Origin of the sequence: Allobosea sp. LjRoot9 (assembly GCF_964252745.1) — a bacterium.
Lineage (GTDB): Bacteria > Pseudomonadota > Alphaproteobacteria > Rhizobiales > Beijerinckiaceae > Allobosea.
On sequence record NZ_CAXUPC020000002.1, the window covers coordinates 1,063,169 to 1,089,549 of the forward strand.

Consider the following 26,381-nt stretch of genomic DNA (forward strand, 5'->3'; position numbering starts at 1 on the left):
GGGTCTCAGCCAGCGAGCTTGCCGAAGAAATCGAGCGCCTGCCGCAATTCGCCCTGCGTCCTGGCGGCGTCCTCCAGCGAAATGCCGGCTGCCACGGCGTCCCAGGCCTGGCGGATGCTGACCACGCCGGCCGTCGGTCCACCGGGATGGGCGAGGATGCCGCCGCCGGCCATGAAGAGCAGATCGGAATGGCCGATCGCATCCCAGGTCGGCTGGGCCGTACCGGCCCATTGGCCCGAGGAGAAGGCCGGCATGACGCGGTCATCGATGCCTGCGCTCAACGGCGTCACGCAATCCCTGGCGGAGGCGACGACCTCCTCGTCCTCCTGCGCGAATTTGCCCTGCAGGCCGTGGACATGCATGTGATCGACGCCGGCGAGCCGCCAGAGCGTCTGATAAGCTTGGAACGAGATACCGAGCATGGGGTGGCGCGAGAGCGCGCCATAGCCATTGCGATGGCCGTGCACAGTGAGATAGGTCGAGCGCCGCAGCGTCTCCATGGCCGAGAACCCGCACCAGTTCAGGCTCATCATGACGCAGGTGCCGCCCTCGCGCACCACCAGATCAGCATGGCGGCGCATCGCGTCGGTCTCGTCGGTGATGTTGAAGGCGACCATCACCGCCTTGCCGGTGCGGTCCTGATGGCGGCGCACGGCTGCCATCACCGCTGGCACGCGCTGCGCCAGCGGCGCATGGACGGGATCGGCCGAGATCTCGTCATCCTTGATGAAATCGAGGCCTGCCTCGCAGAGCTTGGCGACGAGCGCCGCCGTCTCCTCCACGCTCAGGCCGACATTGGGCTTGATGATCGAGCCGACCAGCGGACCTTGCGGGACACCCGTCAGCCGGCGCGTCCCGACGATGCCCTGGCTCGGCAGCGGGAAGCGGGCCCGGAAGGAGGCGGGCAGCGTGATCGTATCGAGCCTGAGGCCCGTGACCTCGCCGAGATCATAGAGATTGCCGGCGACGATCGCGGCCAGGGTCGCCAGATTGGCGCCGACATTGTCGACCGGAAACGAGATCGCGACACGGGCCCGCCGCCAGGGACCGGAGACGCCTTTGCGGGCGAGCCAGGCATTGGGCAGGCTCGGCGTGGCGACCGTTTCAAGCTCCTCGACCTTGGTGACGACGGCGCTCGCCCGCTCGCGCAATTCGTCGGTCTCACCGGCGACGCGGGTGAAGGTGCCGCTGGACTGCTCGCCCGCCATCACCTGTGCCACCTTCCTCGGATCGAGCGGTGTCTCGATCAGATAGGTCGCCTCGAAACGCTCACTGGTCATCTCGTCGATCCATCGTTGGGCCTGCCATCGTTCGGCTTGCCATCGTCCGGCCTGCCGTCATTACACGAAGGCGCGGCCGAATAAGCAATCCGGGGAACCGCCCGCGAGACACAGGATTGCTTCACCGCGCTCGCAATGACGAGGGGAAGGCCCCACCTCGCCGTCCCGCCCTCAGAGCTTGCTGAGATCGGGGAATGGACGCACGGGATCCTTGCCGTCCCAACTCTCGGCGGCCTCGCGGATCAGGCGGAACATCTCGCCCTTGGGACCGGCAACCTCCGACAGCTCGATCACGGTGCCGGGATGGTAATGCGTGTCGAAATAGATGAAGCGGCCGCGCTCGCCGACTTCGCCTGACATCACCGGCTTGAAGCCCTGCCCGATCAGGCGTTCGAGATCGGCATCGTAGCTGTCGGTCCAGTAGGCGACATGCTGCAGGCCGCTATGCCCGGCTTGGGTGAAGTCGCGATACATCGAGGGCACGTCGTTGCGGCATTGGATCAGTTCGATCTGGAGCGGCCCGGAATTGGCCAGCGCGACCGAATTATGCGGCTCGTAGCTCTCACCCTTGTAGCGGTAATTCTTGATCGGAACCTTCGGGTTGTAGAAGAACGGCCCGACGCCAAGGACACGGCTCCAGTAGTCCATCGCCGCCTCGATATCGGGGACGACATAGCCAGCCTGGCGGATCTGGCCGAAGAAACGGCTCATGGGAATGCCTCGCGTTCGAAGAGCGGTGAAGGATCAGAATTTCAGGAAGCCGGTGGAGATCCACGGCACGGCGGCGACCACGACGAGGCCGATCAGCAGGGCCAGCATGTAGCCCCAGATGTATTTCAGGCCCTCGTCGGGGTTGATCTTGCTGATCGCGCAGGCGCCGTAATAGCCAACGCCAAAGGGGGGCGCGAAGAGGCCGATGCCCATCGCGAAGATCACCACCATGGCGTAATGGACCTCGTGGACGCCGACCTGCTTGGCGATCGGGAACAGGAGCGGCCCGAACAGCACGATCGCCGGAATGCCCTCCAGCACGCTGCCGAGGATGATGAAGGCGACGATCGAGATCGCCAGGAAGCCCCAGGTTCCGCCGGGCACAGCCGCCATGATCTTCGCCAGATCCTGCGAGAAGCCCGACTGGGTCAGGCCCCAGGCCATGGCCGTGGCGCAGCCGACAATGAAGATGATCGCGCCCGTCAGCGAGGCGGTGTCGACCAGCATGCGCGGCAGCCGGCGCCAGTCGAACTGGCGGTAGACCAGAAGCCCCATCACGACGGAATAGGCGATGCCGATGGTCGAGACCTCGGTCGCCGTCGCCACGCCCTCGACGACCGCGGCGCGAATGACGAAAGGCAGCGAGACGGCCGGCAGCGCGACCAAAGCGAGCTTGCCGATCTCGCGCTTCGAGTAGCGCGCGACATGGCTGAGATCCTCGCCGCGATAGCGCCACCAGATCACGAAGCAGAGCGCGGCGCCGAGCACGACACCGGGCAGCATGCCGCCGGTAAAGAGCGCGGCGATCGAAACGCCCGTCACGGAGCCGATGGTGATCAGCACGATCGAGGGCGGGATCGTCTCGGTCTGCGCGCCTGTCGCCGAGAGCAGGGCGACGAGGTCACCGGGCTTGGCGCCGCGCTTCTGCATCTCCGGGAAGAGCACCGGCGCGATCGCGGCCATGTCGGCGATCTTCGAACCCGAAATGCCCGAGACGAGATACATCGCCCCGACCAGCACATAGGACAGGCCGCCGCGGACATGGCCGAGCAGCGAGGCGAGGAACTGGATCATGGCGCGGGCCATGCCGGTCATCTCGATCAGCGCGCCCAGGAAGATGAAAAGCGGCACGGCGAGCAGGATGAGATGGCTCATGCCCTCGTCGAGCCGCCCGACCATGACGATCAATGGCGTCGCGGTGGTCAGAGCGAGATAGCCGAAGGTGGCAAGCGCGAAGGAGAAGGCGATCGGCACGCCGGAGAAGACGTTGAGCGCCACCACCCCGACGAAGAAGACCACGAGGTTGAGCTTGCCCAGCGGCTTCAGCATGGGGCCGGCAAGCCAGAACAGCAGGACGAGGGCAACTGTGAGGCCAAGCGCCAGCAGGACGGGCTTGAGCGAACCGAAGCGCAGCAGCCGGAAACACGCCGCCAGCAGCATCAGCCCCATGCCGACGGGGATGGCCGCCGCGCGCCAGGCATTGGTGATCTCCAGCGCCGGGGTGACGATGAACCTCTCCTCCTCGGCATATTCCAGCGCGTGAGGCAGGATCATCAGCAGGAAGGCGATCGAGGCGGTGATCGCCAGCGCCTCCAGAAGGCTGCGCGCCCCTGGCCCGACACGGCTGACGAGGCCGGTCATGCGCATATGCTCGCCGCGCCGGAGCGCGACGACCGCGCCCAGCATCGACAGCCACAGGAACAGGATCGAGGCGAGCTCGTCCGACCAGATCAAGGGTTTGTGGAAGACATAGCGCGCCGTCACGCCCGCGCCGAGGATGACGATCTCGATCAGGACAAGTGCGGCCGCCACGGCCTCGACGAGGCCGCCGACCAGGCGGTCGAGCTTGCCGGCGAGATGCGCAATGCCATTCTCGGGGGCAAGCGCAGGCGACAGCACCGCATGTCCATGCATGACTGGGTTCTCCATCGGCTCGACCGCGCGACGCGCCGGCCTCAGGCCAGCTTGCCGACGGCGCCTTCGAGTAGCCCCCAGGCCTCGTCCCCGAAGCGCCCCTGCCAATCCTTGTAGAATCCGGCTTCGCGCAGCTTGGCGCGGAAGGAGTCGGGATTGGTCTTGTTGAAGGCGAGGCCCTTCGCCTGCAGATCGGCCTGGACCGTTTCGTTGAGGCCCTTGATGTCGGCGCGCTGCTTGACGCCGGCCTCGTTGATGGCGTCGCTGACGATCGTCCTGACGTCGGCCGGCAGGGCGTTCCAGGCGCGGCCATTGGCGATGAACCAGAAGCCGTCCCAGATATGGTTGCTGACGGCGCAGTTCTTCTGCACCTCATAGAGCTTGGCGACCTGGATGATCGGCAGCGGGTTCTCCTGCGCGTCGACGATCCTGGTCTGGAGCGAGGAATAGACCTCGCTGAACTGCAGGCTGGCGGGAGCGGCTTCCAGCGCCTTGAACATCGCGATCGAAAGCGGGCTCACCGGCACGCGGATCTTCAGGCCCGCCATGTCCTTGGCGGTCTCGATCGGCTTGCCTGATGTCGTCATCTGGCGGAAGCCGTTGTCCCACATCTTCTCGAAGGCGAAGAGGTTCACCTTGGCGATCGCGGCACGGACATGGGCGCCGAGCGCGCCATCCATCGCCTTCCAGACCTGGTCGTAATCGGCAAAGGCGAAGCCCACCGCATTGATCGCAGCGACAGGCACCAGCGTCGCGATCACCAAGGCGGACGGCGTGAAGAAGGTGATGCCGCCATTGCGGACCTGGCTCAGCATGTCGGTGTCGCCGCCAAGCTGGTTGTTGGGGAAGATCTTGATCTCGACCCGGCCGTTGGTCTTCGCCTTGATCTGTTCGGCAGCCTCGGCGGCACGCACGTTCAAGGGATGGCTGAGCGGCAGGTTGTTGCCGTATTTCAATTCGATCTCGGCGGCGCGCGCGATATGCGGCATGCCGATGAGGGGAATGGCCGGCGTGGCGGCAAGCGTGCGCAGCACCGTGCGGCGGGTCAATGACGTCATTGTATCCTCCCTGGATCGCCTTGCGACCTGATTGTTCGTCGTCTTCTTGCCAAAACGATAGGAATTGCCGATGAGGTCCGTCAAACTCATTCTCTGATGGTTTTTGATTGGATTTGAATGCCTCTCTCTCAGAATGACAACGCTATGGACGAGGGCGCGGAGAGCCTGCCGCGCCGCCGACTCATGGCACGGATGGACGATGTGGCGCGGCTCGCCGGCGTCTCGAGCGCGACCGTCGACAGGGTCTTGAATCAGCGCCCCGGCGTGCGCGCGGTCACGGTGCAGCGCGTCCTGAAGGCGGCTGGCGAGCTCGGCTACGTCATGGATGGCGCCCTGCCGGCCAGTGCGCTCAAGCCCTTGCGTCTCGCCTTCCTGATCCCCGCCGGCACGAACCGCTTCCTCGGCATGCTCGGGCGCTTGATCGGCAGCTCTCAGGACCAGCTCGCCTCGTTCAACATGCGGGCGCGCGTCGACTATATCGAGAGCTTCAAGCCCGAATTGCTGGCCCAGCATCTGCGCCGCATCGGGCGCGATGTCGACGGCATCGCCTTCATGGCGCTGGAGCACCCGACGGTGCGCGAGGCGGTCGACTGGTTGGCCGAACGCGGCGTGCCGACGGTGACGCTGATCTCCGACATCGCCAAGACGCGGCGCGTCGCCTATGTCGGGCTCGACAACCGCTCGGCGGGGCGCTCGGCCGGATACCTCATCGCCCGCTTCATCGGAGCCAAACCCGCCAAGGTCGCGATGATCGCCGGCAGCCTGAGCTATCGCGCCCATGAAGAGCGCGAGATGGGCTTCCTACATCTGTTCGAGGAGCTCTTCCCGGCAATCGAGGTCGTCGGCCTGCGCGAGGGCCATGACGACGAGGCCAGGAATTATCGCCAGACCAAAACCCTCCTGGCGCAGCATCCCGATCTCGCCGGCATCTACAATATCGGCGGCGGTCCCGAAGGCATCGCCAGGGCGCTGAAGGAGGCCGGCCGGCAGCATGAGGTCGTCTTCGTCGGCCATGGCCTGACGCCGGAGACGCGGGCCTTGCTCATCGAGGGCGCGATGGACGCGGTCATCACCCAGAACCCGCAGACGGCGCTGATGGATTGCGTCGCGATCTTCGCCAATCTGCGCGCCGGGCGGCCGGCCTTGCACGGCACGGCAAGCCCGCGCACCGAGATCATCCTGCGCGAGAATCTGCCGTGAGCGACGGTGGCCTCAGGCCTTGAAGTGCATGCTGACCAACACGGTGATCTCCGCCCCCGCGGGCAAGGACGCCGCGACACGCAAAAAATTGCCGAAATGGGCGACGCGCTGGAAGGTGACGGCGTTCTCCACCGCCGGCAGGTCGAATTCCGAGCCTTCCGGAGCCCAATGCATGCCGTCGGCCGAGATCTCGATGCGCGCTTTGGGGAGTTTGCCCTTGGGTGGCTTCAGCGCCCGCACGAAGATGACCGCCTCCTTCGCCCAGCCGGCCTCATAGGGTTCGGTCGCGCTCATCCCTGTCCAGATCTCGTTGCGGGCGACGATGGCGGTGAGGTTCTCGGGCAGCATCAGAAGTCTCCCGACAGGCAGACGGAATCGAGATAGGCGAAGGCGCGCTTGTCCGTGTCGGTCTCGGCGAAGAAGCCGATATTCAACATGCACCAGAGGTTCTTCATCGCCGGGATGCGGATGCAGTCATAGGTCGACATGTCGAAGACGCGGTCATTCACCTGGAAGCGCGTCGCCTGCATGGTCGCGAGGTCGAAATCGAAGCGCAGATAGTGCCAGTTCACCTTGGTCGGGATCTCGTTGTAGCAGAGCCGCTGCTCGCCGCCCGGCAGATCCTCCCAGTCAGTCGGCGCGAGATGGTAATGCGTGATCGTCTTGCCGGCCGTGCCGATCGGCTTGATCGGCGTCGTCTCGCGCTTGAACTGCCATTTCTGCAGGTGCACGCCGTTTTCGGCGTTGAGGAAGCGCAGATGCGGCATCACGCGATTGCCGCCCGCACCATGCTGGTCGCCGACCTGGAGATCGTAGAGGAAGCCGAAGGAGCGGATGTCGGTCTCCGAGAGCTGGAGCTCGGTCGCCTCCGGCTTGAAGGTGAAATAGGTCTCGAGCCGGATCGGGCCGGCCTTGCGGAAGGTCAGGCGCTTGATCGCGACGTTCTGCGCGCCCGTCTTCGGCCGCGTCGCGATCTTCAGCGCATAGGAGCCGTCGACCCCGCCATGCGAGCCGAAATCCCAGTTCGGCAGGGTCGAGAGCATGGCATGGCTGTGCTGGGCGTAGCCCGGCAGCATCGCGTCGAGCGAGTGCTCGTAATTGCCGACGAGCTGGGTCCAGCCACACATGCCGCGGTCGAAATCATCGAGGCAGATGATGCGCGGCAGCGGGTCGAAGCGGCTGAGTTGCGGGTCGGCCTCGCGGATGGCACGGCGCATGTCGTCGAGCTGCGAATTGGGTGAGGTCATTGGTTTCTACCCCTTCACCGCGCCGGCAGTCAGGCCGGCGACGAGATGCTTCTGCATGAGGATGACGAAGGCGAGCACCGGCAGGAGCTGGACGGTCGAGGCGGCGAAGAGCACGCCCCATTCGACGCCCTCGACCGCACCGATCATCTCCGAGATCACCAAAGGCGCGGTCTTGGCCTTGGTGGTGGTGAAGATGAAGGCGAAGAGAAACTCGTTCCAGGCATAGACGATGACGAAGACCGCGACCGCGAGCATGCCTTGGGCCGCCATCGGCAGAATGACGCGCCAGACGATCTGCATCTGCGAAGCGCCGTCGATCATCGCCGCCTCGTCGAGCTCGCGCGGGATCTGGTCGATGAAGGTGCGCATCACGATGGTGCCGAGCGAGACGAAGAAGGTGGCGTAGAGCACGATCAGGATCAGATGCGTGTCGTTGAGGCCGAGCCAGTTCACCACCGGAAACAGCGGCAGCGTGATCACGATCGGCGGGATCAGGCGGATGAAGATCAGGAAGAAGGCGCTGGCCTGCAGGCCCTTCGAGGCATGGCGCGAATAAGCGAAGCCGGCGAGCAACGAGACCAGGACGGCAAGCACGGTTGCGCCGACCGTGACGATGAAGCTGTTCCAGAGCCCGAAGAAGAAGTCGCCCCAGCGGCTCCAGAGCAGTTCGTAATTCGCCAATGTCGGCGCGAAGCTGAAACGCGAGGTCAGCGAGAAGATATCGCGGTCCGATTTGAAGGAGGACATCGCGATCAAGGCGATCGGCAGAACCGACCAGGCGACGATGACGAGGACGCCCAGCAGCTTCAGGGCCGCGCGAGGGAGGGAGGGTGATTTAGACATGCTTGCCGAACATCTCCCTGTAGAGCCGGCGCAGATAGAACAGCGCGAGCAGGAGCGAGGCGAGCACGAGCAGCCAGCCTGTGGCGGCTGCCGAGCCGAAGGCGTTGTAACGAAAGGCCTCGAGATAGAGATAAACCGCCAGCACCTCCGTGGTACGCGCCGGCCCGCCGCCGGTCATCAGCCAGACCTCGGAGAACAGCCGGAAGGCGAAGATGTAGCGGAACAAAGCCGCGATCAGCAGGGCCGGCATCAGGAGCGGCAAGGTGATGCGGCGAAACGCGGTCCAACTGCTGGCGCCGTCGATCGCGCCGGCCTCGTAGAGATCGCTCGGGATCGAGAGCCTGGCGGCGTAGATGATGATGAACGAGAAGGGCAGATGCAGCCAGATCGAGAGCAGCGAGACCATGAACAAGCCATGGCTCGGCTTCACCGCCCATTCGATCGGCGGCAAACCGAAGAAGGAGAGCATCTGGCTCATCATCCCGACATCGGGCTCGAACAGATAGCGCCACATCACCACGGCCGAGACCTCGCTGACCGCATAGGGCGCGAGCACGATGGCGAGCAGGATCGGCCGGAACGGCACGCCCGAGGCGAAGAACAGCGCCATCAAGAGGCCAAGCAGCAATTCGAGATGCACGACCACCGCGACGACGATCACCGTGTTGACGAGCGCGCGCCAGAAATAGGGATCGCCCAGGACTTTGGCGTAGTTGGCGAGGCCGACGAAGCTTGCCGCCTGGCCGAAGGAGGACTGGTTCAGGCTGAGCCAGAACACGTAGATCGCCGGCAGGAAGATGATGCCGCCGACCATGAGCTGGACGGGGCCAACCAGCGCGATGGCAGAAAGGGGTGTGCGCGCGGTCATCAGGCGATCCGGAAACGCTGGAGCGCGTCGCGATCGATCTCGACACCGAGGCCAGGGCCCTGCGGCACGGCGAGCTTGCCGTCGACCAGTTGCCTGCCCTCGCCGACGATCGGATGCGTGAAGGCATCGCGCAGCGGGTTCTCATAGACCATGCACTCGAAGGTGCGGAAGCTCTCGGCGGCCGCTGCTAGCTGGAGGCTGGCGGCGACGCAGATCGCGCCGGACCAGCCGACATGGGGGGCGTAGGCCGTGTTGAAGGCAGCGGCGAGTTCCGCGATGCGCCAGGTCTCGGTGATGCCGCCCGAGCGCGTCACATCGGGTTGGATCAGCCCCAGCGAACGGTCCTGCAGCATGATCAGCGCCTCGGAGGCGACATAGTCGCTTTCGCCCGCCGCGAGCCTGATCGGCAGATGCTGGGCGAGTCGACGATAGCCCTCGCGATCATGCGGCGCGATCGGTTCCTCGAAGAATCCATAGCCGAGATCGGCCAGCGCCCGGCCCACGATCAGCGCGTCATCGACATCATAGGCCCAATTGGCGTCGACATAGAGGGCGATGTCGTCGCCCGCGAGCTTGCGGATGAACCGCGCCCTGGCGATCGCATCCTTCAGCGGGTGGCCGAGCTTGACCTTGATCTCGCGGAAGCCGGCTTTCAGCGCAGCAGTGACTTCCGCCTCGACCGTCGCATCGTCGAGCCAGTTGATCGAGGAGGCATAAGCCGCGACCTGCGTGCGCCCGATGCCGCCGAGCAGCTTGTGGATCGGCAGGCCGGCCTGTTTGCCGGCGATGTCCCAGAGCGCGATATCGATGCCCGCGATCGCCTCGACCAGCTGCCCGCCGGGCCGGCCAGAAAGCGCAGCGCGCATCGCCTTCCAATGAGCGCGCCGGTCAGCCGGGTCCTTGCCGATCAGGCGGGGACCGAGCACCTCGTCGATCAACCGCGCATAGCCGGCCGCGCCGCGCCGCGCCAAGGCCTCGCCGAACCCCACCACGCCGTCGCTGGTCACGACCTCGACGACGACAAGCTCGATGGCGGGATAGTCGCCCTGCGAGGTGCGCTGCACCTTGGCAAGCGTGGCGCGCAAGGGATGCGCGATGATCTGCGTGATGCGGCTTGCCGTCATGGCGGCGCTGTCCTCCCCAGGACATTGAACTTATATGAGACATTAAACTTATCTGATAGGTTGATCAGTTGCAAAGATGAGCAGCATCTGTCAATCATCAATTCATGGAGACGATGATGAACGACGCCGCCCTTGCAGCCGCGATCGACAACGACCCGTTCGGCGGGTCCGATGTCGTGCCGACGCGGCTCGGCGACGCGCTGATCGCGCGCATCACCCAGGCGATCCATGACGGGCGCTTGAAGCCGGGTGACGCGCTCCCCTCGGAATCGCGGATCGCGGCCTCCTTCGGCGTCAGCAAGCCGATCGCGCGCGAGGCCATCCGCCAGCTCGCGGCGATGGGCGTGGTTCATATCCAGCAGGGCAAGGTCACGCGCGTGCAGGCGCTGAACGCCGCCCCGCTCGACCGCTTCTTCCGTTTCGCCGTCAGCGGCAGCAAGACCGGGCTGATCGAGGCGGTCGAACTGCGCCGCATCCTCGAGCCGCCGATCGCCGCTCATAGCGCCGAACGCCGCAGCGACGCCGATCTCGAGCGCCTGCGCGAGATTCTGCAGCGCATGGAAGCCGCGCTCGGCGACGTGCCGCTCTGGATCGAAGCCGATCTCGATTTCCACGAGGCCGTTGCCGCATCAGCGGGCAACCGCCTGCTCGATTTCCAGATCAGGGGCCTGCGCCCGGTGATCCGGCAGGTGATGGAGATCTTCAATTCGCGCGAGGCCCGCACGCAGGCCGATTGGCGCCAGACCTATGAGCGGCATGTCCGCGTCGTCGAGGCCATCGCCATCGGCGACACTGCTGCGGCCCAGGCCGCCATGAACAAGCATTTCGAAGCGGCTGAAGCCGCCATCGCGGAAATCGCGGCATCCCGGGAGGAATATCATGACGGCAGGACAAGGGCTCGACCGTAGGAAACTACTCGGTGGCATCGCGGGTCTGAGCTTCGCCGGGCTGAAGTCCGCGCCCGCCCTCGCGCAGGCCGGTCCGCTCAACGTCTTCGCCCACCGCGTCATGCAGACGGTCGCGACCGGCGCGCAGGGCGGCGACATCACCAGGGATTGGAGCCAGAAGACCGGCACCACGATCCAGTGGACGACCTTCGATACCGGGCCGCTGCAGGAGCGGCTCTTCCGCGAGGCGAGCCTCGGCGAAACATCGGTCGATGTCGGTTTCCTCTTGAACACCCAGGCGATCCCGCGCGCCGCCAACCTGTTCGAACCGCTCGACGACTATCTCAAGCGCGACCCGCTGGAGGATGCGGCAGACATCTTCCCCGGGCTGATGGAGGGGATGAAGGTCGGTGGAAAGCAGCTCGCCATCCCCTTCCGCCATGCCTCCTCGGGCCTGCACTACAATGAGGAGCTTCTGGCCGAAAAGGGCTTCAGCAAGCCGCCAGCGACGATCGAGGAGATGATCGAGATCGCGCGCGCCTGCACCTATCGCCGCAGCGACGGCACGGCGGTGACGGGCCTGTGCATGCCAGGCGTGACCTATCCCAATGTGATCGACATCGCGCGGGCCTGGGACGGCGATTTCATTACGGCCGACTTCAAATGCGTCGCCGACCAGCCGGCCATGCTGAACGCGATCAAGCTCTTGCGCGCACTCTTCGAAAGCGGGGCGTTTCCGCGCAATTTCGCGACGCTCTCGCCCGAGGACGTCAATGTCTGGATGCAGACCGGCCGCGCCGCGATGAGCCTGCAGAGCATGGGTCGCAACCGCATCTACAACGACCCGCAGAAATCGAAATTCCCTGGCAAAATCAAGACGGTCGCGGTGCCGGCCTCGAAGACGCTCGCCGGGAAATACGACGCTGCGCCGGCCAAGGTCGAGTTCTGGGGTCTCGTCATCCCCAGGAACGCCAGGCGCAAGGAGCTCTCCTGGAGCTTCATCAAGGCGATGGTCTCGAAGGAAGCGACGCTGAAGGCCGCGCTCAACGGCAATGGCCCGGTGCGGGCCTCGACCTATGCCGATGCAGGCTTCGCCGGCACCGTGCCCTATGCGACCGAGGAGCTGAAGGTGCTGAAGGTGGCGCGCGTGCCGATGCCCGCCTTCGACGAAGCCGCACGTGCCGGCGACCTGTTCAAGGAGGAGGCGGAAGCCGCCGTGCTTGGATTGAAGACGCCGGAGGAGGCGATGGCCTCGCTGGTCAAGCGCGTGCAGCCACTGCTGCCCGCCTGAGATCGAACACATCACAACGCGCGAGACAGCGCGAGCCAAACCCTTGGAGGAAAGCCATGACCACATCCATCTCCCGCCGCGCATTCGGCCTGATCTCGGGCGCCGCCGCGGCGTCGCTCGCCTTGCCGGGCATCGCCCGCGCCCAGGCAAAAACCGTCACCGCGCTCGGCCACCGCGTCCACCAGACCTCGGCCACGACCGGGCCGGGCGGCGACGCAACCGAGGCCTGGCGCAAGCAATCCGGCGCAACCGTCAACTGGGTCACCTTCGGCGACGTCAACGCCATCCATGAGCGGCTGCTGCGCGAGGCGACTTTGGGCGAGACCACGATCGACGTCGCCTATCTGCTCAACGGGCGGGCCGTGCCGCGCAATCTCAAGCTGTTCGAGCCGCTCGACGCCCTGCTGAAGGATTCAGCCATCGAGGCGCTGGATGATTTCGCGCCGGGCCTGATCGCGCCGATGAAGCTCGACGGCGCGCTGCACGGCATCCCCGTCCGCCACGCCACCAACGCGCTGATCTACAATGAGGCGATCCTGGAGGAGCGTGGCGTCAGCAAGCTGCCGGCAAGCTTCGAGGAATTGGCGGAGCTTGCTCGCAAGCTGACCTTCAAGCGCGACGACGGCACGCAGGTGAACGGCCTCGCCTTCACCGCCGTCTTCGCCTCGAACTTCCTGACGCTCGCGCGCTGTCTCGGCGGCGACTACATGACCCCCGACGGTAAGCTCGTCGCCAATGAGCCCGGCATGGTCAAGGCGCTGACGCTGCTGGCCGATTTCTACAAGGCCGGTGTGCTGCCGCGCAATTTCGCAACCGTGAACAATGAGGAGATCACGACCTGGATGCAGCAGGGCCGCGCCGCGATGACGATCAACCCCTTCGCCCGGCTGGTAACCTATAACGACCCGGCCAAGGGCAAGTATGGCGGGCGCTTCAAATCGCTGCTGCCGCCAATGGCCTCGGATCTCGCCGGCAAAGTCGCCTATGCACCGACGACCGAATTCTGGTCGCTGGTGATCCCGAAGAACGCGAAGCAGAAGCCGCTGAGCTGGGAGATGATCCGGGCGCTGTCGTCCAAGGCCGGGACCTTGGCCATGGCCCTGAACGGCAACGGCCCGACGCGGGTTTCGACCTATACCGACGAGAAGCTGAAAGCCGCGATGCCCTATGCCGCCGATGAGGCTGCGGCGCTCAAGGCCTCGCGCATCCATCTGCCCGCCTTCGACGAGCAGGCCCGCGCCCACGACATCTTCCTGGAGGAGACGCAGGCCGCCGTGCTCGGCATCAAGCCGCCGCAACAGGCGATGGATGACGCGGTCAAGCGCGTGAAGCCGCTGCTCGGCTGATGGGCGGGACACTGTCAGGACGCGTCGCCCTCGTCACGGGCGGAGCGCGCGGGATCGGGCTGGCGATCGCGACGGCGCTCGCGGAAGCCGGCGCGCATGCGGTCCTGCATGATCGCGACTGGGAGGCGGCCCAGGCCGCGACCGCAGCGCTTCTCGGCAGCGGAGCCTTGGCCTCCAGCCTGATCGCCAATCTCGCCGAACCGCTGGCTCCCGCCGCCATGCTGAGAGAGCTCCAGGCGCGCGGATCTGAGCCGGACATCCTCGTGCTCTGCGCCTCCGCGGAAATCCGCGAGGGCTGGGACGCTGTGAGCGACCAAGCCCTGCAGGCCCAGAGCGAGGTCAACCTGCACGCGACGGCGCGATTGATCAGGAGCTTCCTGCCCGGCATGGTCGCGCGCGGCTTCGGCAGGCTCATCGCGATCGGCTCGGTGCAGGAAGCGCGCGCCAATGCCGACTGCATCTACTACGCCGCGACCAAGGCGGCGCAGACCAGCATGATCCTCACCCTCGCCCGCACGCTGCGCGCGCCGGACGTGACCTGCAACGTGATCCAGCCCGGCGCCATCCGGACGGAGCGCAACCGCGCGATCCTGGCCGAGCCCGGTCGCGAGGCGCTCGCGCTGGAGCGGATCCCGCTCGGACGGATAGGCGCACCGCAGGACTGCGCCGAGATTGCGCGGCTGCTGTGCTCGCCCGAAGGCGCCTATATCAACGGCGCCGAGATCGCCGTTGATGGCGGCATGCGGCTGTGACCGCGCTCAGAGCATGATGCCGAAAAGTGGAAACCGGTTTTCGGACGACATCATGCTCTAACTCTTTGATGAGAGGCGGATTCAGGTTTCAGACGGGATCACTTTCTGATCCCGTCTGAAACCATCCGGCTCTAAGCCGACAGCAACCGCCCTTCGGCGATGTCGCGGGCCCTGTCCTCTGCGGTGCGTTCCGAGGGCGGACCGTAGCCGCCAGCACCCGGCGTGATGATCTCGACGATCTGCCCCGCTTCCAGCGCGCCGTCACCCTTGACGAAGGGACCGACGCCGTCGCTGAAGGCAAAGGAACCGCCCTGCCCGGATTCGCCGCCGGCGATGCCCCAGGGACGCGAGTTCAGGCGGGAATTGTCGACATTGAGGCGGCAGGGCGCCTCGGCACGGTAGACGCGGCGCAAGCCCATGCCGCCGCGATGGCGGCCCTGGCCGCCGGAGCCGTCGACCAGTTCGTAGCGCAGCAGGGTCAATGGATACTCGACCTCCAGCGCCTCGACCGGCAGGTTCGAGGTGTTGGTCATGTGGACATGGACGCCGTCGAGACCATCCTTGGTCGCACGCGCGCCCGAGCCGCCGCCGATGGTCTCGAGATAGACCCAGAGATCGCCGCTGCCGGGCCTTGCGCCCATGAAGGTGGCGGAGGCAACCGCGCCCGAGCAGGCGGCGATGACGCGTTCCGGCACGGCTTGGGCAAGCGCACCGTGGATCAGATCGACGACGCGCTGGCAGGGCGCAATGCGCCCGTTCACCGCCGCCGGATGCAGGCAGTTCAGCACCGTGCCTTCCGTCGCCGTGATCGTCAGCGGCCGGGCGAGGCCGGCATTGGGCGGGATCGTCGGATCGGCCACGGTCTTGACTGCATAATATACTGTCGAGAGCAGCGCGGTGTAGACCATGTTGAAGCCGGCGCGTGCCTGGGGCGGGCTCTCGAAGGCGAGCTTCATCTCCTCGCCCGCGACCGTGATCGCAACCGAGAACTCCATCGGCTGCTCGACCTCGGGATTGTCGAAGAGATCGGCGAAGCGATAGACGCCATCGGGAATCGAGGCGATGCCGGCGCGCATCTTGCGCTCGGCATAGTCCTGCAAAGCCTTGCCGGCCGACAGCACGGTCGTGCGGCCATATTTGTCGCAGAGCGCGCGCACGCGCTCGACGCCGAGGCGGTTCGCCGCCATCTGGGCGCGCAGATCGGAGAGGCGCTCGCGCGGGACCTGGCAGTTGAGCAGGATCAGCTCCTGCACGTCCTTCATCAGCACGCCGCCGTCATAGAGCCGGATCGGCGGGATGCGCAGGCCCTCCTGATAGATATGGGCGTGGCCGCGATCGGCGAAATCGGAATGGTGCGCCGTGTTGACCGCCCAGGCGACCATCACGCCGTCATGGAAGACGGGCTCGGCCAGGACGATGTCGGGCAGATGGGTGCCGCCGCCCTCATAGGCGTCATTGCCGATGAAGACGTCGCCGGGCTTCATCTCGGCGACGGGATGGCGCTTCAGGATATGCGGAATGATGCCGATGAAGGAGCCGAGATGCATCGGGATGTGCTCGGCCTGGCAGAGCGTGTCACCGGCGATGTCGAAGAGCGCGGTCGAGCAGTCGCGGCGCTCCTTGATATTGGTGGAATAGCTCGCCTTGACGAGCGCCTCGCCCATTTCCTCGGTGATCGAGGCAAAGGAGGAGCCGATGACCTCGACGGTGATGGGATCGACGGTGACGGTGGCGCTGACGTTCATCACGGCGTCTCCAGGATCAGGTTGAGATAGGGCTCGACGGTCGCGATCATCCCCGGCAACAGCACGGTGGTCGAATCCATCTGCTCGATGATCGCCGGCCCCGCGATGACATTGCCGGATTTCAGCTTGTCGCGATCGTAGATCTTGCACGCCACGAAGCCGCCGGCCTCGGGAAACCAGACCTCGCGGCTGCCGATGATCGCATGGCCCGATTCCGGCCCGGCATCGGCTTGCGGCCGGAACTCAGCCTTGGGCACGAAGCCTATCGCCTCGACGCGGTAGGTCACGAGCTGCACCGCCTCGCCTTCGGCAACGAAGCCGTAGAGCCGCTTATGCGCCTCGGCGAAGCCATCGGCCAGGGCTGCGATGGTCGCGCTCGAGATCGGGCCTTCCGGTACGTCGATCGACAATTCGTAATTCTGGCCCTGATAGCGCAGATCCGCCGTGCGCCGGAGCTTGCGGTCGCTGGGCGCGACCTTCTCCTCGGCGAACCAGTGCTCGCCCTGCGCGACCAGGCCGGCATAGGCCTCGGTCATCGCACCGACCAGACCGTCGCCCAACGTGGCAAGCCGGGTGGTGGCGAAATTGGCGCGCAGATCGGTCAGCAGCAGGCCGAGCGCGCAGCCGATGCCGGGATTGCGCGGCACGACGATGCGCTTCATCTCCAATTCGCGCGCCAGCCGCGCCGCATGCAGCGGACCGGCGCCGCCAAAGGCGACGAGCGCGTAGTCGCGCGGATCATGCCCGCGCTGGACCGAGACGACGCGGATCGCCTTGGCCATATTGGCGGTGACGACCGAGATGATGCCCTGGGCGGTGGCCATCACGTCGAGGCCGAGCTGGTCGGCGAGACGGACGATCGCCTGTTTCGAGAGATCCTGCCGGATCGGCATGCGGCCGCCGAGCAGATGGGTCGGGTTCAGCGTCTGCAGTACGACATTGGCATCGGTGACGGCGGGCTCGGTCGCGCCACGACCATAGCAGACCGGACCGGGATCGGCGCCGGCACTGCGCGGGCCGACCTTGAGCAGCCCGCCGGAATCGATCGCGGCGAGCGAGCCGCCACCAGCCCCGACGGTGTGGATGTCGAGCATCGGCGCCTTGATCGGGTAGCCGTGGACGATCGCGTCGCTGGCGAACTTCGCCTCGCCGCCGCGCAGCAAGGCGACGTCCGAGGAGGTGCCGCCCATGTCGAAGGTGATCAGGTTTTCGATACCGGTCATCTGGCCGATCGCCTGCGCGGCGACGACGCCGGTCGACGGCCCCGACAGCACGGTGCGCACCGGCAGGCGGGCGGCCATGTCGAAGCCGATGACGCCGCCATTGGACTGCGTCAGATGCGGTGTCGTGGTGACGCCGAGCTCCATCAGCCGGTCGGCAAGGCGGCGGATATAGCCCTGCATGACCGGGCCGAGATAGGCATTCACCACCGCCGTCGAGATGCGCTCATATTCGCGGAACTCGGGCGCGACCTCGTGCGAGGCGCAGATGAAGGCCTCCGGAAATTCCTCGGCGACAATGCGCTTGGCGGCCTGCTCATGGGCGGGATTCACGAAGCCGTAGAGGAAACCGATCGCCACCGCCTTGACGCCGGCCGCTTTCAGCGCGCGGGCGGCAACACGCACGCCCTCTTCATCGAGCGGAATCTCGACCGAACCGTCATGGCGCAGGCGTTCCGAGACACCGAAGCGCAGATCGCGGGTCACCAGAGGCGGCGCCTTGTCGACCTGGAGATCGTAGAGATCGGGGCGCTTCTGGCGGCCGATCTCGATCAGATCGCGGAAGCCCTCGGTGGTGATGAGACCGGTCTTGACGCCGCGATGCTGGATCAGGGCATTGGTGCCGACAGTGGTGCCATGGCCGAAATAGGCGACTTCGCTCGGCTTGGCGCCGACGCGTTCGGTGCCTTCCTGCGTGCCGCGCGCGATGGCGCGGGAGGGATCATCCGGGGTGGAGGGCACTTTCCAGACCGCCACCTCTCCGGTCGCGTCGTCGAACAGACAGACGTCGGTAAAAGTTCCCCCGGAATCGATCCCGATCCGCCAAGCCATGAAGCCACTCCCGCCTTCAGTTCGATGTCACGCGCCAGAGCCGGATGATGTCAGATGGGCTCACACAGTGATCCCATCTGACATCTGAATCCGTCTCTCATCTCAAAGTGAGAGCAGGATCAATGCGAAAAACCGGTGCCCACTTTTTCGTATCCTGCTCTTGCCATACCGGGCGGCGTCGACCATGCCGCGCCGTGGCCGAAGCCCCCTTGATATCCGCAGACCATAGCGGCGTGATCGGCGCCGGCGGCAAGCGCCTCATCCAGACCCGCGCCATGCAGCAGGCGCAGGATGAAGGCGGCGATGAAGCCGTCTCCAGCGCCCAACGTATCGACGATGCGCGCCTCGCTGATACCGTGAGCGTGGAAGACGCCGTCCGACAAGGCCATCGAGCCGCGCGCGCCCCGGGTCACGACCGCGATCCGCGCGCCCTGACCGATGCAGCGCTCCAGCAATGCGCGGCACTCCGCATCCGAGCCATTGGGAAAGGACAGGAAGGCGATATCGAGCGCCGGCAGCGTCGCCGCCAGATTGGCGTCGGTCCAGCGCTCGGAAAAATCATAGGACAGCAGGCGGGCGGCGCCCCGTATCGTCTCAAGTTCGGCCTCCAGTTCGCTATAGACGCTGGAATGGACGAGATCGAAGCCCGCGACATAAGCGAGGTCTTCAGCGCCGAAGCCGCCCCATTGCCCGCGCACGCCGCGCTCCGAGCGCAGGAAGCGGCGGTCATTGCCGTCATGGCCGATGAAGGCACGCGCATTGCCGCCAGGCAGGACGCGGCACTGCGTGGTGTCGACGCTCTCCTGCCGCAAGGCGTCGATCAACAGCATGCCGGCCGCGTCCGTGCCGATGCAGCCGAGATAGCCGGCCTGTGCGCCAAGCCTGCGGGCGAGCACCGCGACATTGACGGCGTTGCCGCCTGGAAACTGCAGGCCCCGATCGACATAGGTGTCGACCGTATTGTCGCCGAGGCCAAGCAGCCTGTGGGCCATCGCCGCGCTCCGCTCAGTAAGCCACTTTCCACATATAGCGGCGGGTCGTCAGCGGCTGGTTGTGCAGCACCGAGAGATGCACCGACAAGCGCTTCAGCGCCGATTGCAGGATATAGGGCGCCACGATGGGGCGGATTTCAGGCGCGATGCCTTTCATCGCGAAATCGCGGGAATCATATTTCATCACGCGCTCGGCATAGGTGTCGCAGAAGCTCGAGACGCGCTCCATCAGCGGGCGGCTCGGATCCTCGCCGGTGATCAGGATCAGCGGCGTCGAGCGATCGACGATCTCGAAGGGGCCGTGGAAGAACTCGGCCGCCTCGATCGGGTAGCTGTGCAGCCAGAGCATCTCCATCAGGATGCAGACGCCGAAGACATAGGCCGTGGTGAAGCCCGGCCCCGAGGCGACGTGATAGAAATTCCGGTCCTTGGCGTAGAGCGCCGCATCGGCCGCGGCGCGCTCCTCGTTCTGCTCGGCCGCGTCGGCAATCGCGCCCGGCAGCGCATCGAGCGAGGCGAGCAGCTTGTCGCCAAGCGGCCAGCCTTCCTTCTCCGTCATGATGCCGCCGACCAGAGCCTGCATCAGCATGAACATGGCGATGAAGGATTCGCTGGTGTCGCCGACGATGAAATGCTGCGGCACGGCCTGCGCCAGCGGCTTGTCGGCATATTGGCTGAAGGCCACGACCTGGCAGGGCTTGTCCTTCAGGAACCGCGCGGCAGCGACCGTCTCCGGCGTCGTGCCCGATTTCGAGGCGAGCAGCACCAATGTGCGACCATCGAGCCGGGGCGGGTCGATCGCCATGAACTCGGCCGGGAAGTAGCGGCGCACCTCGATGCCGGGCGAATAATGCTCGAGCCAGTATGTGATGCCGAGCATGGCGCGGTTGGCCGAGCCCGCCGCGACGAAATAAATCCGGTCGACGCCGCCAGCGAGCTTGCGGCCGAGCGCGAAAGCCTCGGGCACCGCAGCCTGCGTCTGAGCGAGGCCCTCCAGCACGCGGGGGCGGTCGTAAGCGATGGACATGAGAGCAAGCCACTTCCTGACGGACGAGAATTGGTATATACCAACCAGCTATACCAATTGCTGTCAAGCATAGTCCAATCAGCACGGATATGTCGTCACCTGGGTTGGCCTGGCGCGTTTTTCGGCTTCCAGTGATAGGAACCGGGCGCTATCCCAGTTCAACTGCGACGACGGGAATCCGAGAGACGCCAGCCATGCGCGAACCCGTGAAGCGGGCCAAGCCGATCTATGTCGAGGTGCAGGACTACCTGCTCGACCTCATCAACGGGCCCGATTGCGGCCCGGGAGACCGGATTCCGTCCGAGCGCGTTCTGGCGGACACGCTGCGCATCAACCGCATGACCGTGCGCAAGGCAATCGACAAGCTCGTCGAGCGCAATGTGCTGGAGCGCAACGGCACCAGCGGCACGCGCGTCCCCCTGGTCCAGGTCACGCGCCCGATCGAAGTCAGCTCCTCGCTCGGCATCACCCGGATCATCCGCAACTCCGGCGGCAGTCCGGGCAACAAGCTGCTGCATTTCGGCGAGGAGGCGGCGACCGAGAGCATCGCGCGCCGGCTCGATCTCACTGCTGGCGCCGACCTCATCATGTTCCGCCGGCTGCGTACGGTGAATGACGAGCCGTTCTGCATCGAGACGAGCTATCTGCCGGCACTGCGCTTCGCCGGGCTGGTCGCGGAGGATCTCGTCGCCGGGCAATCGCTCTACGCATTGCTGAAGGCCCGCTACGGCGTCGAGGCCAGCGCACGCGATCGCGAGATCGGCGTCGGTACCGCGACTGACATGGAAGCCCGCCTGCTCTCGCTCAAGCCCGGCTCGCCCACCCTCGTGCTGAGGCTGGTGGCGCGCGACGGCAGCGGCGCGCCGATCGAATACATGAAATCGGTGAACCACCCCCACCACGTCGTCTTCCGCAATTCCACGCCGACCCCGCAGGACTGACCATGCCGCCGCTCATGCCCCGCCCCCGCCGCGAAGCCGGCTCGCCCCCTTCCATCGGGGAGAGCCCCTGATGGGCATCACCATCGAGACGATCGACCCCGACGCCACGCTGCCTGGGAGCAGCGATGTCGTCGTCATCGGCGGCGGCATCATCGGCATCATGACGGCGATCTTCCTGGCCAAGGAGGGGGTTTCCGTCACCGTCTGCGAGAAGGGCGAGGTCGGCCACGAGCAGTCCGGGCGCAACTGGGGCTGGGTCCGGATCATGGGCCGCGACGCCAGCGAAATCCCGCTCGGGCTGGAGAGCATGCGGCTCTGGTCGGAGATGGACAAGCTGGTCGGCGGCGATACCGGCTTCACTCGTTCGGGCATCGTCTATGTCGCCGACACGCCCGGCAAACTCGCCGAGCACGAGGCCTGGCTCGACCATGCCAAGCAGTACCAGCTCGATTCACGCCTGCTGAGCGCGCGCGAGATCGAGAGCGTACTGCCCGGCTGCAAGCGCGCTTTCGCAGGCGCCCTGTTCACACCGAGCGATGCCCGCGCCGAACCACAAAAGGCCGTGCCGGCCATGGCGCGCGCGCTGCAGCGGCTCGGCGGGCAGGTTCTGACGCGCTGCGCCGTGCGCGGCATCGAGACCAAGGCCGGCCGGGTCAGCGCCGTGGTGACGGAGCGCGGCACGATCGCCTGCCAGCGCGTCGTGCTCGCCGGCGGCGCCTGGTCGCGGCTCTTCCTCGGCAATCTCGGCATCGACTTCCCGCAGCTCAAGGTGCTGGGCTCGGTCCTGCGCACCGAGCCCCTCGATGGCCCGCCCACCCATGCCGTCGGCGGCTCGGACTTCGCCTTCCGCAAGCGCCAGGACGGCGGCTACACCATTGCCCATCGCGGTGCGAGCGTGGCCGAGATCGTGCCCGACAGTTTCCGCCTGATGACCGATTTCCTGCCCTCCCTCGTCAAGCAGCGGCACGAATTGAAGCTGCGGCTCGGCCAGCGCTTCCTGGAGGAAGCGAAGACGGTGCGGCGCTGGACGCTCGACGAAACGACGCCCTTTGAAAAAACCCGCGTGCTCGACCCGGCGCCTTACGACACGATCCTGAGCGAAGCGCAGGCCAATCTCGTCGCGGCTTTCCCCGCCTTCAAGGACATGAAGGTCGCACAGGCCTGGGGCGGTTTCGTCGATGCGACGCCCGACGCTGTGCCGGTGATCGGCGAAGTGCCGCGCCTGCCCGGCTTCTTCATCGCCAGCGGCTTCTCCGGCCATGGCTTCGGCATCGGCCCGGGAGCGGGCCGGCTGATCGCCGATCTCGTCGCAGGCAAAACCTCGATGATCGACGCCAAGCCGTTCCGGTTGGAGCGTTTCGCGCGGCTGGAGCGGACAACGCGGGCTGGGTGACCGCTCCGTCATGCTCGCCCTTGTGGCGAGCATCCACGTCTTGACCACGACCTGCGACCAGCGAAGGCGTGGGTGGTCGGGACAAGCCCGACCATGACGAGGTTAGCGTAGCGGCCCGAACGCCGCAGCCTCAGGAGAACGACGTCTCTTCCATCGAATAGGCCGAGAAAAAGTTCGTGCTGCCCGGATAGCTCTTGAAGCCGGTCACGCCCTTGACCATGCCATAGCCCTGCGAGCGCCAGGCAAGACCGACGAGGGGCGCCTGTTGGAGGGCTACCTTCGTCAGTTCGGCATAGATCGCCTTGCGCTTGGCCGGATCGAATTCCGAGCGGCCCTTGACGAAGAGCGCGTGGATTTCGGGCGTCGGCATCTGCCAACTACGGGCCATATTGGCTGGCAATTCGCCGTCGATCAGCGGCGCGAGGCCGTCGGGGTCGTTATTGTCTGCGGTTGTGCCCTGGATCATGAACTCATAGCGGCCCTTGCCGGCGGCATCGATGCGGCCAGCCCAGTCGGGCAGGTTGAGCTTCACCTCGATGCCGATCTCGCCGAGATGAGCCTGCACCACTTCGGCGGTAGATTTGTGCATCCCGTATTGCGCTGTCGAGAGCAGCGTACAGGAGAAGCCCTTGGGCAATCCCGCTTCGGCCAGCAACTTCTTCGCCTTCTCGGGATCGTAATTCCAGAACTCCGAGAGCGTCTTGTCGAAATAGGGGCTCCCGGGCGATATCGGGATGCTTTCCAGCTTGCTACCTCGGCCGAAAAAGGCTGCCTGGACGATCTCCTCGCGGCGAATGGCATGGGCGACCGCCTGGCGCAGGCGCACATCCTTGAACGGCCCGCTGCCGCCATTGAAGTTGATGCCCATGAAGGGGCCGTCGGCGGCGACCAGGGTCAGGCGCGGATCCTTCTCGATCACGCCCATATGCTGCCAGGGTACATATTCGATCAGGTCGATATCGCCGGCCTGCAGCGCCGCGACCCGCAGGTTCTCATCGGCGTAGGCCGTCAGCTTGACGCCGGCGAGCTTGGGCAGGCCGGGCTTGTAGTACTTGTCGAACTTGGCGACCTCGATCGAGACGCCGCGCTCCTGATCCTTGAGGGTGAACGGTCCGGCGCCAACGCCCAGACCGGCCCGACCCTCGATCGAGTCCTTGGCGATGATCGGCATATGCGGGCTCGCCAGCCAGATCGGCAGCGTCGCCGTCGGCTCCTTCATGACGATTTTGACCGTGCCGGCATCGGGCGTCTCGATCCGCTCGATGCCGCCGAACTCCGACTTCATGAAGGCGGTGGAATTGGGCGCAGCGACCTGCTCGAGGGTCCATTTGACGTCTTCCGCCGTCACCGGCTTGCCGTTGTGGAAGGTCGCCTTGCGCAGCTTGAAGATCCAGCCGGCCGGGCCGTCCTGCGTCCAGGATTCCGCCAGTTCAGGCCTGACTTCGCCCTTGTCGTCGAAACCCGTCAGGCCACGGAAGATCAAGAGCTTGACCGTCAACGCGGCGGTGCCGGTATGGACCCAGGGCTGCAGGCTCGGCGGGAAGCTCGACAGGCCGAAGCGCAGCACTTTCCCCGAGGCTTGCGCAAAGGCGGAGCCTCGAACCAGCGGCAGGCTTGCCCCGGCAGCAAGGAGGGCACGGCGCGAAATCATCGTCATCGGAAATCCCCTTTTTTTATCAGCCTGAAGCCAGCATGGATTGGTGTATACCAAACTGTCAATCGCGGCCCTCGACTGGCGCGGCGCGCCCTGCATCGGGCGTGCCATTGCATCACGGCGATCGAACGGAGCCGACAGCCACAGGCAGCCTATTCTTCTCCGTCATGGATGCCATCACGAAATAATCACCCGAGCCGAACACCCCGCGGAGCAAGCCGTTTCCGAGCGGTTCGGCTTCGCGCGCCGCCAAACACGGGCCGCGACAGGCGAAAACGGTCTCATCGAACATGGCTGGACGCCGCTTGGCCTCGCGTTTGATCGTCTTGACAGCAGTGAAAGGCTTGAATGGTATACACCAAGCCGCTCCTCCCGAGCCGGCCAACCGATCGCCGGCCGCATGACGAAACCCGTCGAGCCCGGCGCACCACGCCTGAAGGAGGCCTTCCGTGAGCGAGATCATCAAAGTCAAATCCGGCAGCAAATACGAGGATTTGAACAGCTACTCGCGGGTCGTCGTCGCCGGTGACATGATCTTCGTCTCCAACACCGCCGGCCGCAACTACAAGACCCGCGCCATCGCCAGCGATGCCAAGGGCCAGGCCGAGCAGGCCTTCAGCAATATCGAGGGCGCGCTCGCCGCAGTGGACGCCTCATTGAAGGATGTCGTCGCGATCAAGGTCTTCGTGCCCGATATCGCTGACATGGAGCAGGTCAACGAGGTTGTGGGCCGCAAGTTCAGGGGCATCGACCCCGCCAACACCACGACCTGCACGCCGCTCGGCCAGCCCGAGCTCAAGGTCGAGTTCGAGGTCACCGCCTATAAGCGCCGCAAGCCCGACGAGGCCGAAAAGCGCATCAGCGTCGACCTCTCCTGAGGTTCGGCCCGATGCCTGACGTCGTCATCGTCGGAGGCGGGATCAGCGGCGCGGCGGCGGCCTATGAGATCGCGCGCGCCGGCCATTCCGTGACGCTGTTCGAGGCGCGCAGCCTCGCGGCGATGGCCTCCGGCTGGACGCTTGGCGGCGTCAGGCAATCGGGCCGCGACCCCGCCGAATTGCCGCTGGCGAAGGCGGCCGTCGCACGCTGGGACGGACTCGATGAGGAGCTTGGAGCCGCGACCGGCTATCGCCGACGCGGCAATCTGCGCCTGGCGCGGACGGAAGCCGAAGTCGAGGTGATCCGCGAGCTTGTCGTCCAGCAGCGCGGGCTTGGACTCGAGATCGACTATCTGCCGGACAATGCCGCCATCCGTGCGATCGCGCCGGCGATTGCTCCGTCAGTCCTCGCCGCATCCTTCTGCCCGGGCGACGGCCATGCCGACCCGATTCCGGCGGTGCGGGCCTTCGCCGCCGCGGCTGCGCGCCATGGCGCGGTGATCCGTGACGGCGTCGGCGTGCGGGCGCTGATCCGCTCCGGCGAGACGATCACCGGCGTCGAGACGAATGATGGCGAGATCGTCTCCGCCGGACGCGTCATCCTGGCGACAGGCGTCCATGCGCCCGAACTGCTGGCGCCGCTCGGGCTCGACCTGCCCCTGCGGATCAGGCTGGTCTGCGTGCTGCAGAGCGTGCCGCTGCCGCCCTTGTTCGAGCAGGTTTTCGGCGTCGCCAATGCAGATGCCGCCGGTCGGCAGGAGATCGACGGGCGCCTGCGCGTCACCACCGGCATCGGCGACTGGCCGCATGAGCCCGGCTCCTGGAGCCCCGACAATCTCGCGCCGCGCGCAGCCGACATCGCCACCTTGATCGATCGGGTGACACAGGTTCTACCAGTTATGGCGGATGCCGGAGTCTCGCGGATCTGGGGCGGGCTGATCGACCTCACGCCCGACGCACTCCCGGCGATCGACGCCCATACCGGGATCGACGGGCTGGTCGTCGCGGCAGGCTTTTCCGGGCATGGCTTCGGCATCGGCCCGATCACCGGCGAAATCCTTGCCGATCTTGCGCTGATGCGGCAGCCGCGCTTCGATCTCAGCCCCTTCAGGCTAGGCCGCTTCGCCGGTTCCACCGCCCCAGATTCCGTGCTGACCTTGCACGGCTAGAGGACAGTCC

24 protein-coding genes are annotated in these 26,381 nt (G+C 65.9%); 9 read left to right on the top strand and 15 right to left on the bottom strand.

The window, feature by feature from the left end; genetic code table 11:
- Positions 1-5 precede the first annotated feature (5 nt).
- The 4 genes from ACSQ3P_RS13580 to ACSQ3P_RS13595 form a co-directional block, all read right to left on the bottom strand.
- Positions 6-1,280, bottom strand: a complete 1,275-nt coding sequence (locus tag ACSQ3P_RS13580) for a ribulose-bisphosphate carboxylase large subunit family protein (RefSeq protein ID WP_436166046.1) — start codon at positions 1,278-1,280, stop codon at positions 6-8.
- Positions 1,281-1,451: 171 nt separating this feature from the next.
- Complete coding sequence (locus tag ACSQ3P_RS13585) at positions 1,452-1,991, bottom strand: VOC family protein (protein WP_436166047.1); 540 nt, start codon at positions 1,989-1,991, stop codon at positions 1,452-1,454.
- Between the two features lie 33 nt (positions 1,992-2,024).
- Positions 2,025-3,905, bottom strand: a complete 1,881-nt coding sequence (locus tag ACSQ3P_RS13590; protein WP_436166048.1) for a TRAP transporter large permease — start codon at positions 3,903-3,905, stop codon at positions 2,025-2,027.
- Between the two features lie 41 nt (positions 3,906-3,946).
- Complete coding sequence (locus ACSQ3P_RS13595; protein WP_436166049.1) at positions 3,947-4,963, bottom strand: TRAP transporter substrate-binding protein; 1,017 nt, start codon at positions 4,961-4,963, stop codon at positions 3,947-3,949.
- Between the two features lie 144 nt (positions 4,964-5,107).
- Between ACSQ3P_RS13595 and ACSQ3P_RS13600 the strand changes: the two genes are divergently transcribed.
- Positions 5,108-6,163: a LacI family DNA-binding transcriptional regulator gene (locus tag ACSQ3P_RS13600; RefSeq protein WP_436166050.1), complete on the top strand. Its 1,056-nt coding sequence runs from the start codon at positions 5,108-5,110 to the stop codon at positions 6,161-6,163.
- A 12-nt stretch (positions 6,164-6,175) separates the two neighbouring features.
- Here the strand turns inward: ACSQ3P_RS13600 and ACSQ3P_RS13605 are convergent, their stop codons facing one another.
- Genes ACSQ3P_RS13605 through ACSQ3P_RS13625 form a run of 5 tightly spaced genes read right to left on the bottom strand, consistent with a single transcriptional unit; the run spans position 6,176 to position 10,245 of the window.
- Positions 6,176-6,511 carry a hypothetical protein gene (locus ACSQ3P_RS13605; protein WP_436166051.1) on the bottom strand — a complete coding sequence of 112 codons (336 nt, stop codon included), beginning with the start codon at positions 6,509-6,511 and terminating at the stop codon, positions 6,176-6,178.
- Positions 6,511-7,410 carry a DUF6772 family protein gene (locus ACSQ3P_RS13610; RefSeq protein WP_436166052.1) on the bottom strand — a complete coding sequence of 300 codons (900 nt, stop codon included), beginning with the start codon at positions 7,408-7,410 and terminating at the stop codon, positions 6,511-6,513. The genes ACSQ3P_RS13605 and ACSQ3P_RS13610 overlap by 1 nt, the downstream gene beginning before the upstream one ends.
- A gap of 6 nt (positions 7,411-7,416) precedes the next feature.
- On the bottom strand, positions 7,417-8,253 hold the full coding sequence (locus ACSQ3P_RS13615; RefSeq protein WP_436166053.1) for a carbohydrate ABC transporter permease: 837 nt from the start codon (positions 8,251-8,253) through the stop codon (positions 7,417-7,419).
- Positions 8,246-9,121: a carbohydrate ABC transporter permease gene (locus tag ACSQ3P_RS13620; protein ID WP_436166054.1), complete on the bottom strand. Its 876-nt coding sequence runs from the start codon at positions 9,119-9,121 to the stop codon at positions 8,246-8,248. The genes ACSQ3P_RS13615 and ACSQ3P_RS13620 overlap by 8 nt, the downstream gene beginning before the upstream one ends.
- Entirely contained in the window at positions 9,121-10,245 is a 1,125-nt protein-coding gene (locus tag ACSQ3P_RS13625; RefSeq protein WP_436166055.1) for a mandelate racemase/muconate lactonizing enzyme family protein, read from the bottom strand. The genes ACSQ3P_RS13620 and ACSQ3P_RS13625 overlap by 1 nt, the downstream gene beginning before the upstream one ends.
- A gap of 116 nt (positions 10,246-10,361) precedes the next feature.
- Here ACSQ3P_RS13625 and ACSQ3P_RS13630 point away from each other — a divergent pair, with 116 nt between their 5' ends.
- Genes ACSQ3P_RS13630 through ACSQ3P_RS13645 form a run of 4 tightly spaced genes read left to right on the top strand, consistent with a single transcriptional unit; the run spans position 10,362 to position 14,521 of the window.
- Complete coding sequence (locus ACSQ3P_RS13630; RefSeq protein ID WP_436166056.1) at positions 10,362-11,153, top strand: FadR/GntR family transcriptional regulator; 792 nt, start codon at positions 10,362-10,364, stop codon at positions 11,151-11,153.
- The gene (locus ACSQ3P_RS13635) at positions 11,125-12,423 is read left to right on the top strand and encodes an ABC transporter substrate-binding protein (RefSeq protein ID WP_436166057.1); all 1,299 of its coding nucleotides are present in this window, start codon (positions 11,125-11,127) and stop codon (positions 12,421-12,423) included. The genes ACSQ3P_RS13630 and ACSQ3P_RS13635 overlap by 29 nt, the downstream gene beginning before the upstream one ends.
- Positions 12,424-12,479: 56 nt before the next feature.
- Complete coding sequence (locus tag ACSQ3P_RS13640) at positions 12,480-13,769, top strand: ABC transporter substrate-binding protein (RefSeq protein ID WP_436166058.1); 1,290 nt, start codon at positions 12,480-12,482, stop codon at positions 13,767-13,769.
- Positions 13,769-14,521 carry an SDR family NAD(P)-dependent oxidoreductase gene (locus tag ACSQ3P_RS13645; RefSeq protein WP_436166059.1) on the top strand — a complete coding sequence of 251 codons (753 nt, stop codon included), beginning with the start codon at positions 13,769-13,771 and terminating at the stop codon, positions 14,519-14,521. The genes ACSQ3P_RS13640 and ACSQ3P_RS13645 overlap by 1 nt, the downstream gene beginning before the upstream one ends.
- Positions 14,522-14,652: 131 nt before the next feature.
- Here ACSQ3P_RS13645 and ACSQ3P_RS13650 read toward each other — a convergent pair whose 3' ends face one another.
- From ACSQ3P_RS13650 to ACSQ3P_RS13665, 4 genes are all read right to left on the bottom strand, one after another.
- The gene (locus ACSQ3P_RS13650) at positions 14,653-16,266 is read right to left on the bottom strand and encodes a hydantoinase B/oxoprolinase family protein (RefSeq protein ID WP_436166060.1); all 1,614 of its coding nucleotides are present in this window, start codon (positions 16,264-16,266) and stop codon (positions 14,653-14,655) included.
- The gene (locus ACSQ3P_RS13655; protein WP_436166061.1) at positions 16,266-18,317 is read right to left on the bottom strand and encodes a hydantoinase/oxoprolinase family protein; all 2,052 of its coding nucleotides are present in this window, start codon (positions 18,315-18,317) and stop codon (positions 16,266-16,268) included. The genes ACSQ3P_RS13650 and ACSQ3P_RS13655 overlap by 1 nt, the downstream gene beginning before the upstream one ends.
- A gap of 119 nt (positions 18,318-18,436) precedes the next feature.
- Positions 18,437-19,309 carry a PfkB family carbohydrate kinase gene (locus ACSQ3P_RS13660; protein WP_436166062.1) on the bottom strand — a complete coding sequence of 291 codons (873 nt, stop codon included), beginning with the start codon at positions 19,307-19,309 and terminating at the stop codon, positions 18,437-18,439.
- 13 nt (positions 19,310-19,322) lie between these two features.
- Complete coding sequence (locus tag ACSQ3P_RS13665) at positions 19,323-20,336, bottom strand: SIS domain-containing protein (RefSeq protein ID WP_436166063.1); 1,014 nt, start codon at positions 20,334-20,336, stop codon at positions 19,323-19,325.
- Positions 20,337-20,530: 194 nt separating this feature from the next.
- On the opposite strand from ACSQ3P_RS13665, the gene ACSQ3P_RS13670 reads away from it, so the two are divergent.
- Together ACSQ3P_RS13670 and ACSQ3P_RS13675 are read left to right on the top strand one after the other, a co-directional pair.
- Positions 20,531-21,277, top strand: a complete 747-nt coding sequence (locus ACSQ3P_RS13670; protein ID WP_436166064.1) for a GntR family transcriptional regulator — start codon at positions 20,531-20,533, stop codon at positions 21,275-21,277.
- Between the two features lie 67 nt (positions 21,278-21,344).
- Entirely contained in the window at positions 21,345-22,670 is a 1,326-nt protein-coding gene (locus tag ACSQ3P_RS13675; protein ID WP_436166261.1) for an NAD(P)/FAD-dependent oxidoreductase, read from the top strand.
- Positions 22,671-22,800: 130 nt separating this feature from the next.
- Here ACSQ3P_RS13675 and ACSQ3P_RS13680 read toward each other — a convergent pair whose 3' ends face one another.
- Positions 22,801-24,327, bottom strand: coding sequence for an ABC transporter substrate-binding protein (locus ACSQ3P_RS13680; protein WP_436166065.1), 1,527 nt, complete (start codon positions 24,325-24,327; stop codon positions 22,801-22,803).
- Positions 24,328-24,439: 112 nt separating this feature from the next.
- Positions 24,440-24,787: a hypothetical protein gene (locus ACSQ3P_RS13685; RefSeq protein ID WP_436166066.1), complete on the bottom strand. Its 348-nt coding sequence runs from the start codon at positions 24,785-24,787 to the stop codon at positions 24,440-24,442.
- Between ACSQ3P_RS13685 and ACSQ3P_RS13690 the strand changes: the two genes are divergently transcribed.
- Positions 24,774-25,202 carry a RidA family protein gene (locus ACSQ3P_RS13690; RefSeq protein ID WP_436166067.1) on the top strand — a complete coding sequence of 143 codons (429 nt, stop codon included), beginning with the start codon at positions 24,774-24,776 and terminating at the stop codon, positions 25,200-25,202. The genes ACSQ3P_RS13685 and ACSQ3P_RS13690 overlap by 14 nt on opposite strands.
- Positions 25,203-25,213: 11 nt before the next feature.
- Positions 25,214-26,371: an NAD(P)/FAD-dependent oxidoreductase gene (locus tag ACSQ3P_RS13695; RefSeq protein WP_436166068.1), complete on the top strand. Its 1,158-nt coding sequence runs from the start codon at positions 25,214-25,216 to the stop codon at positions 26,369-26,371.
- Positions 26,372-26,381: the final 10 nt, after the last annotated feature.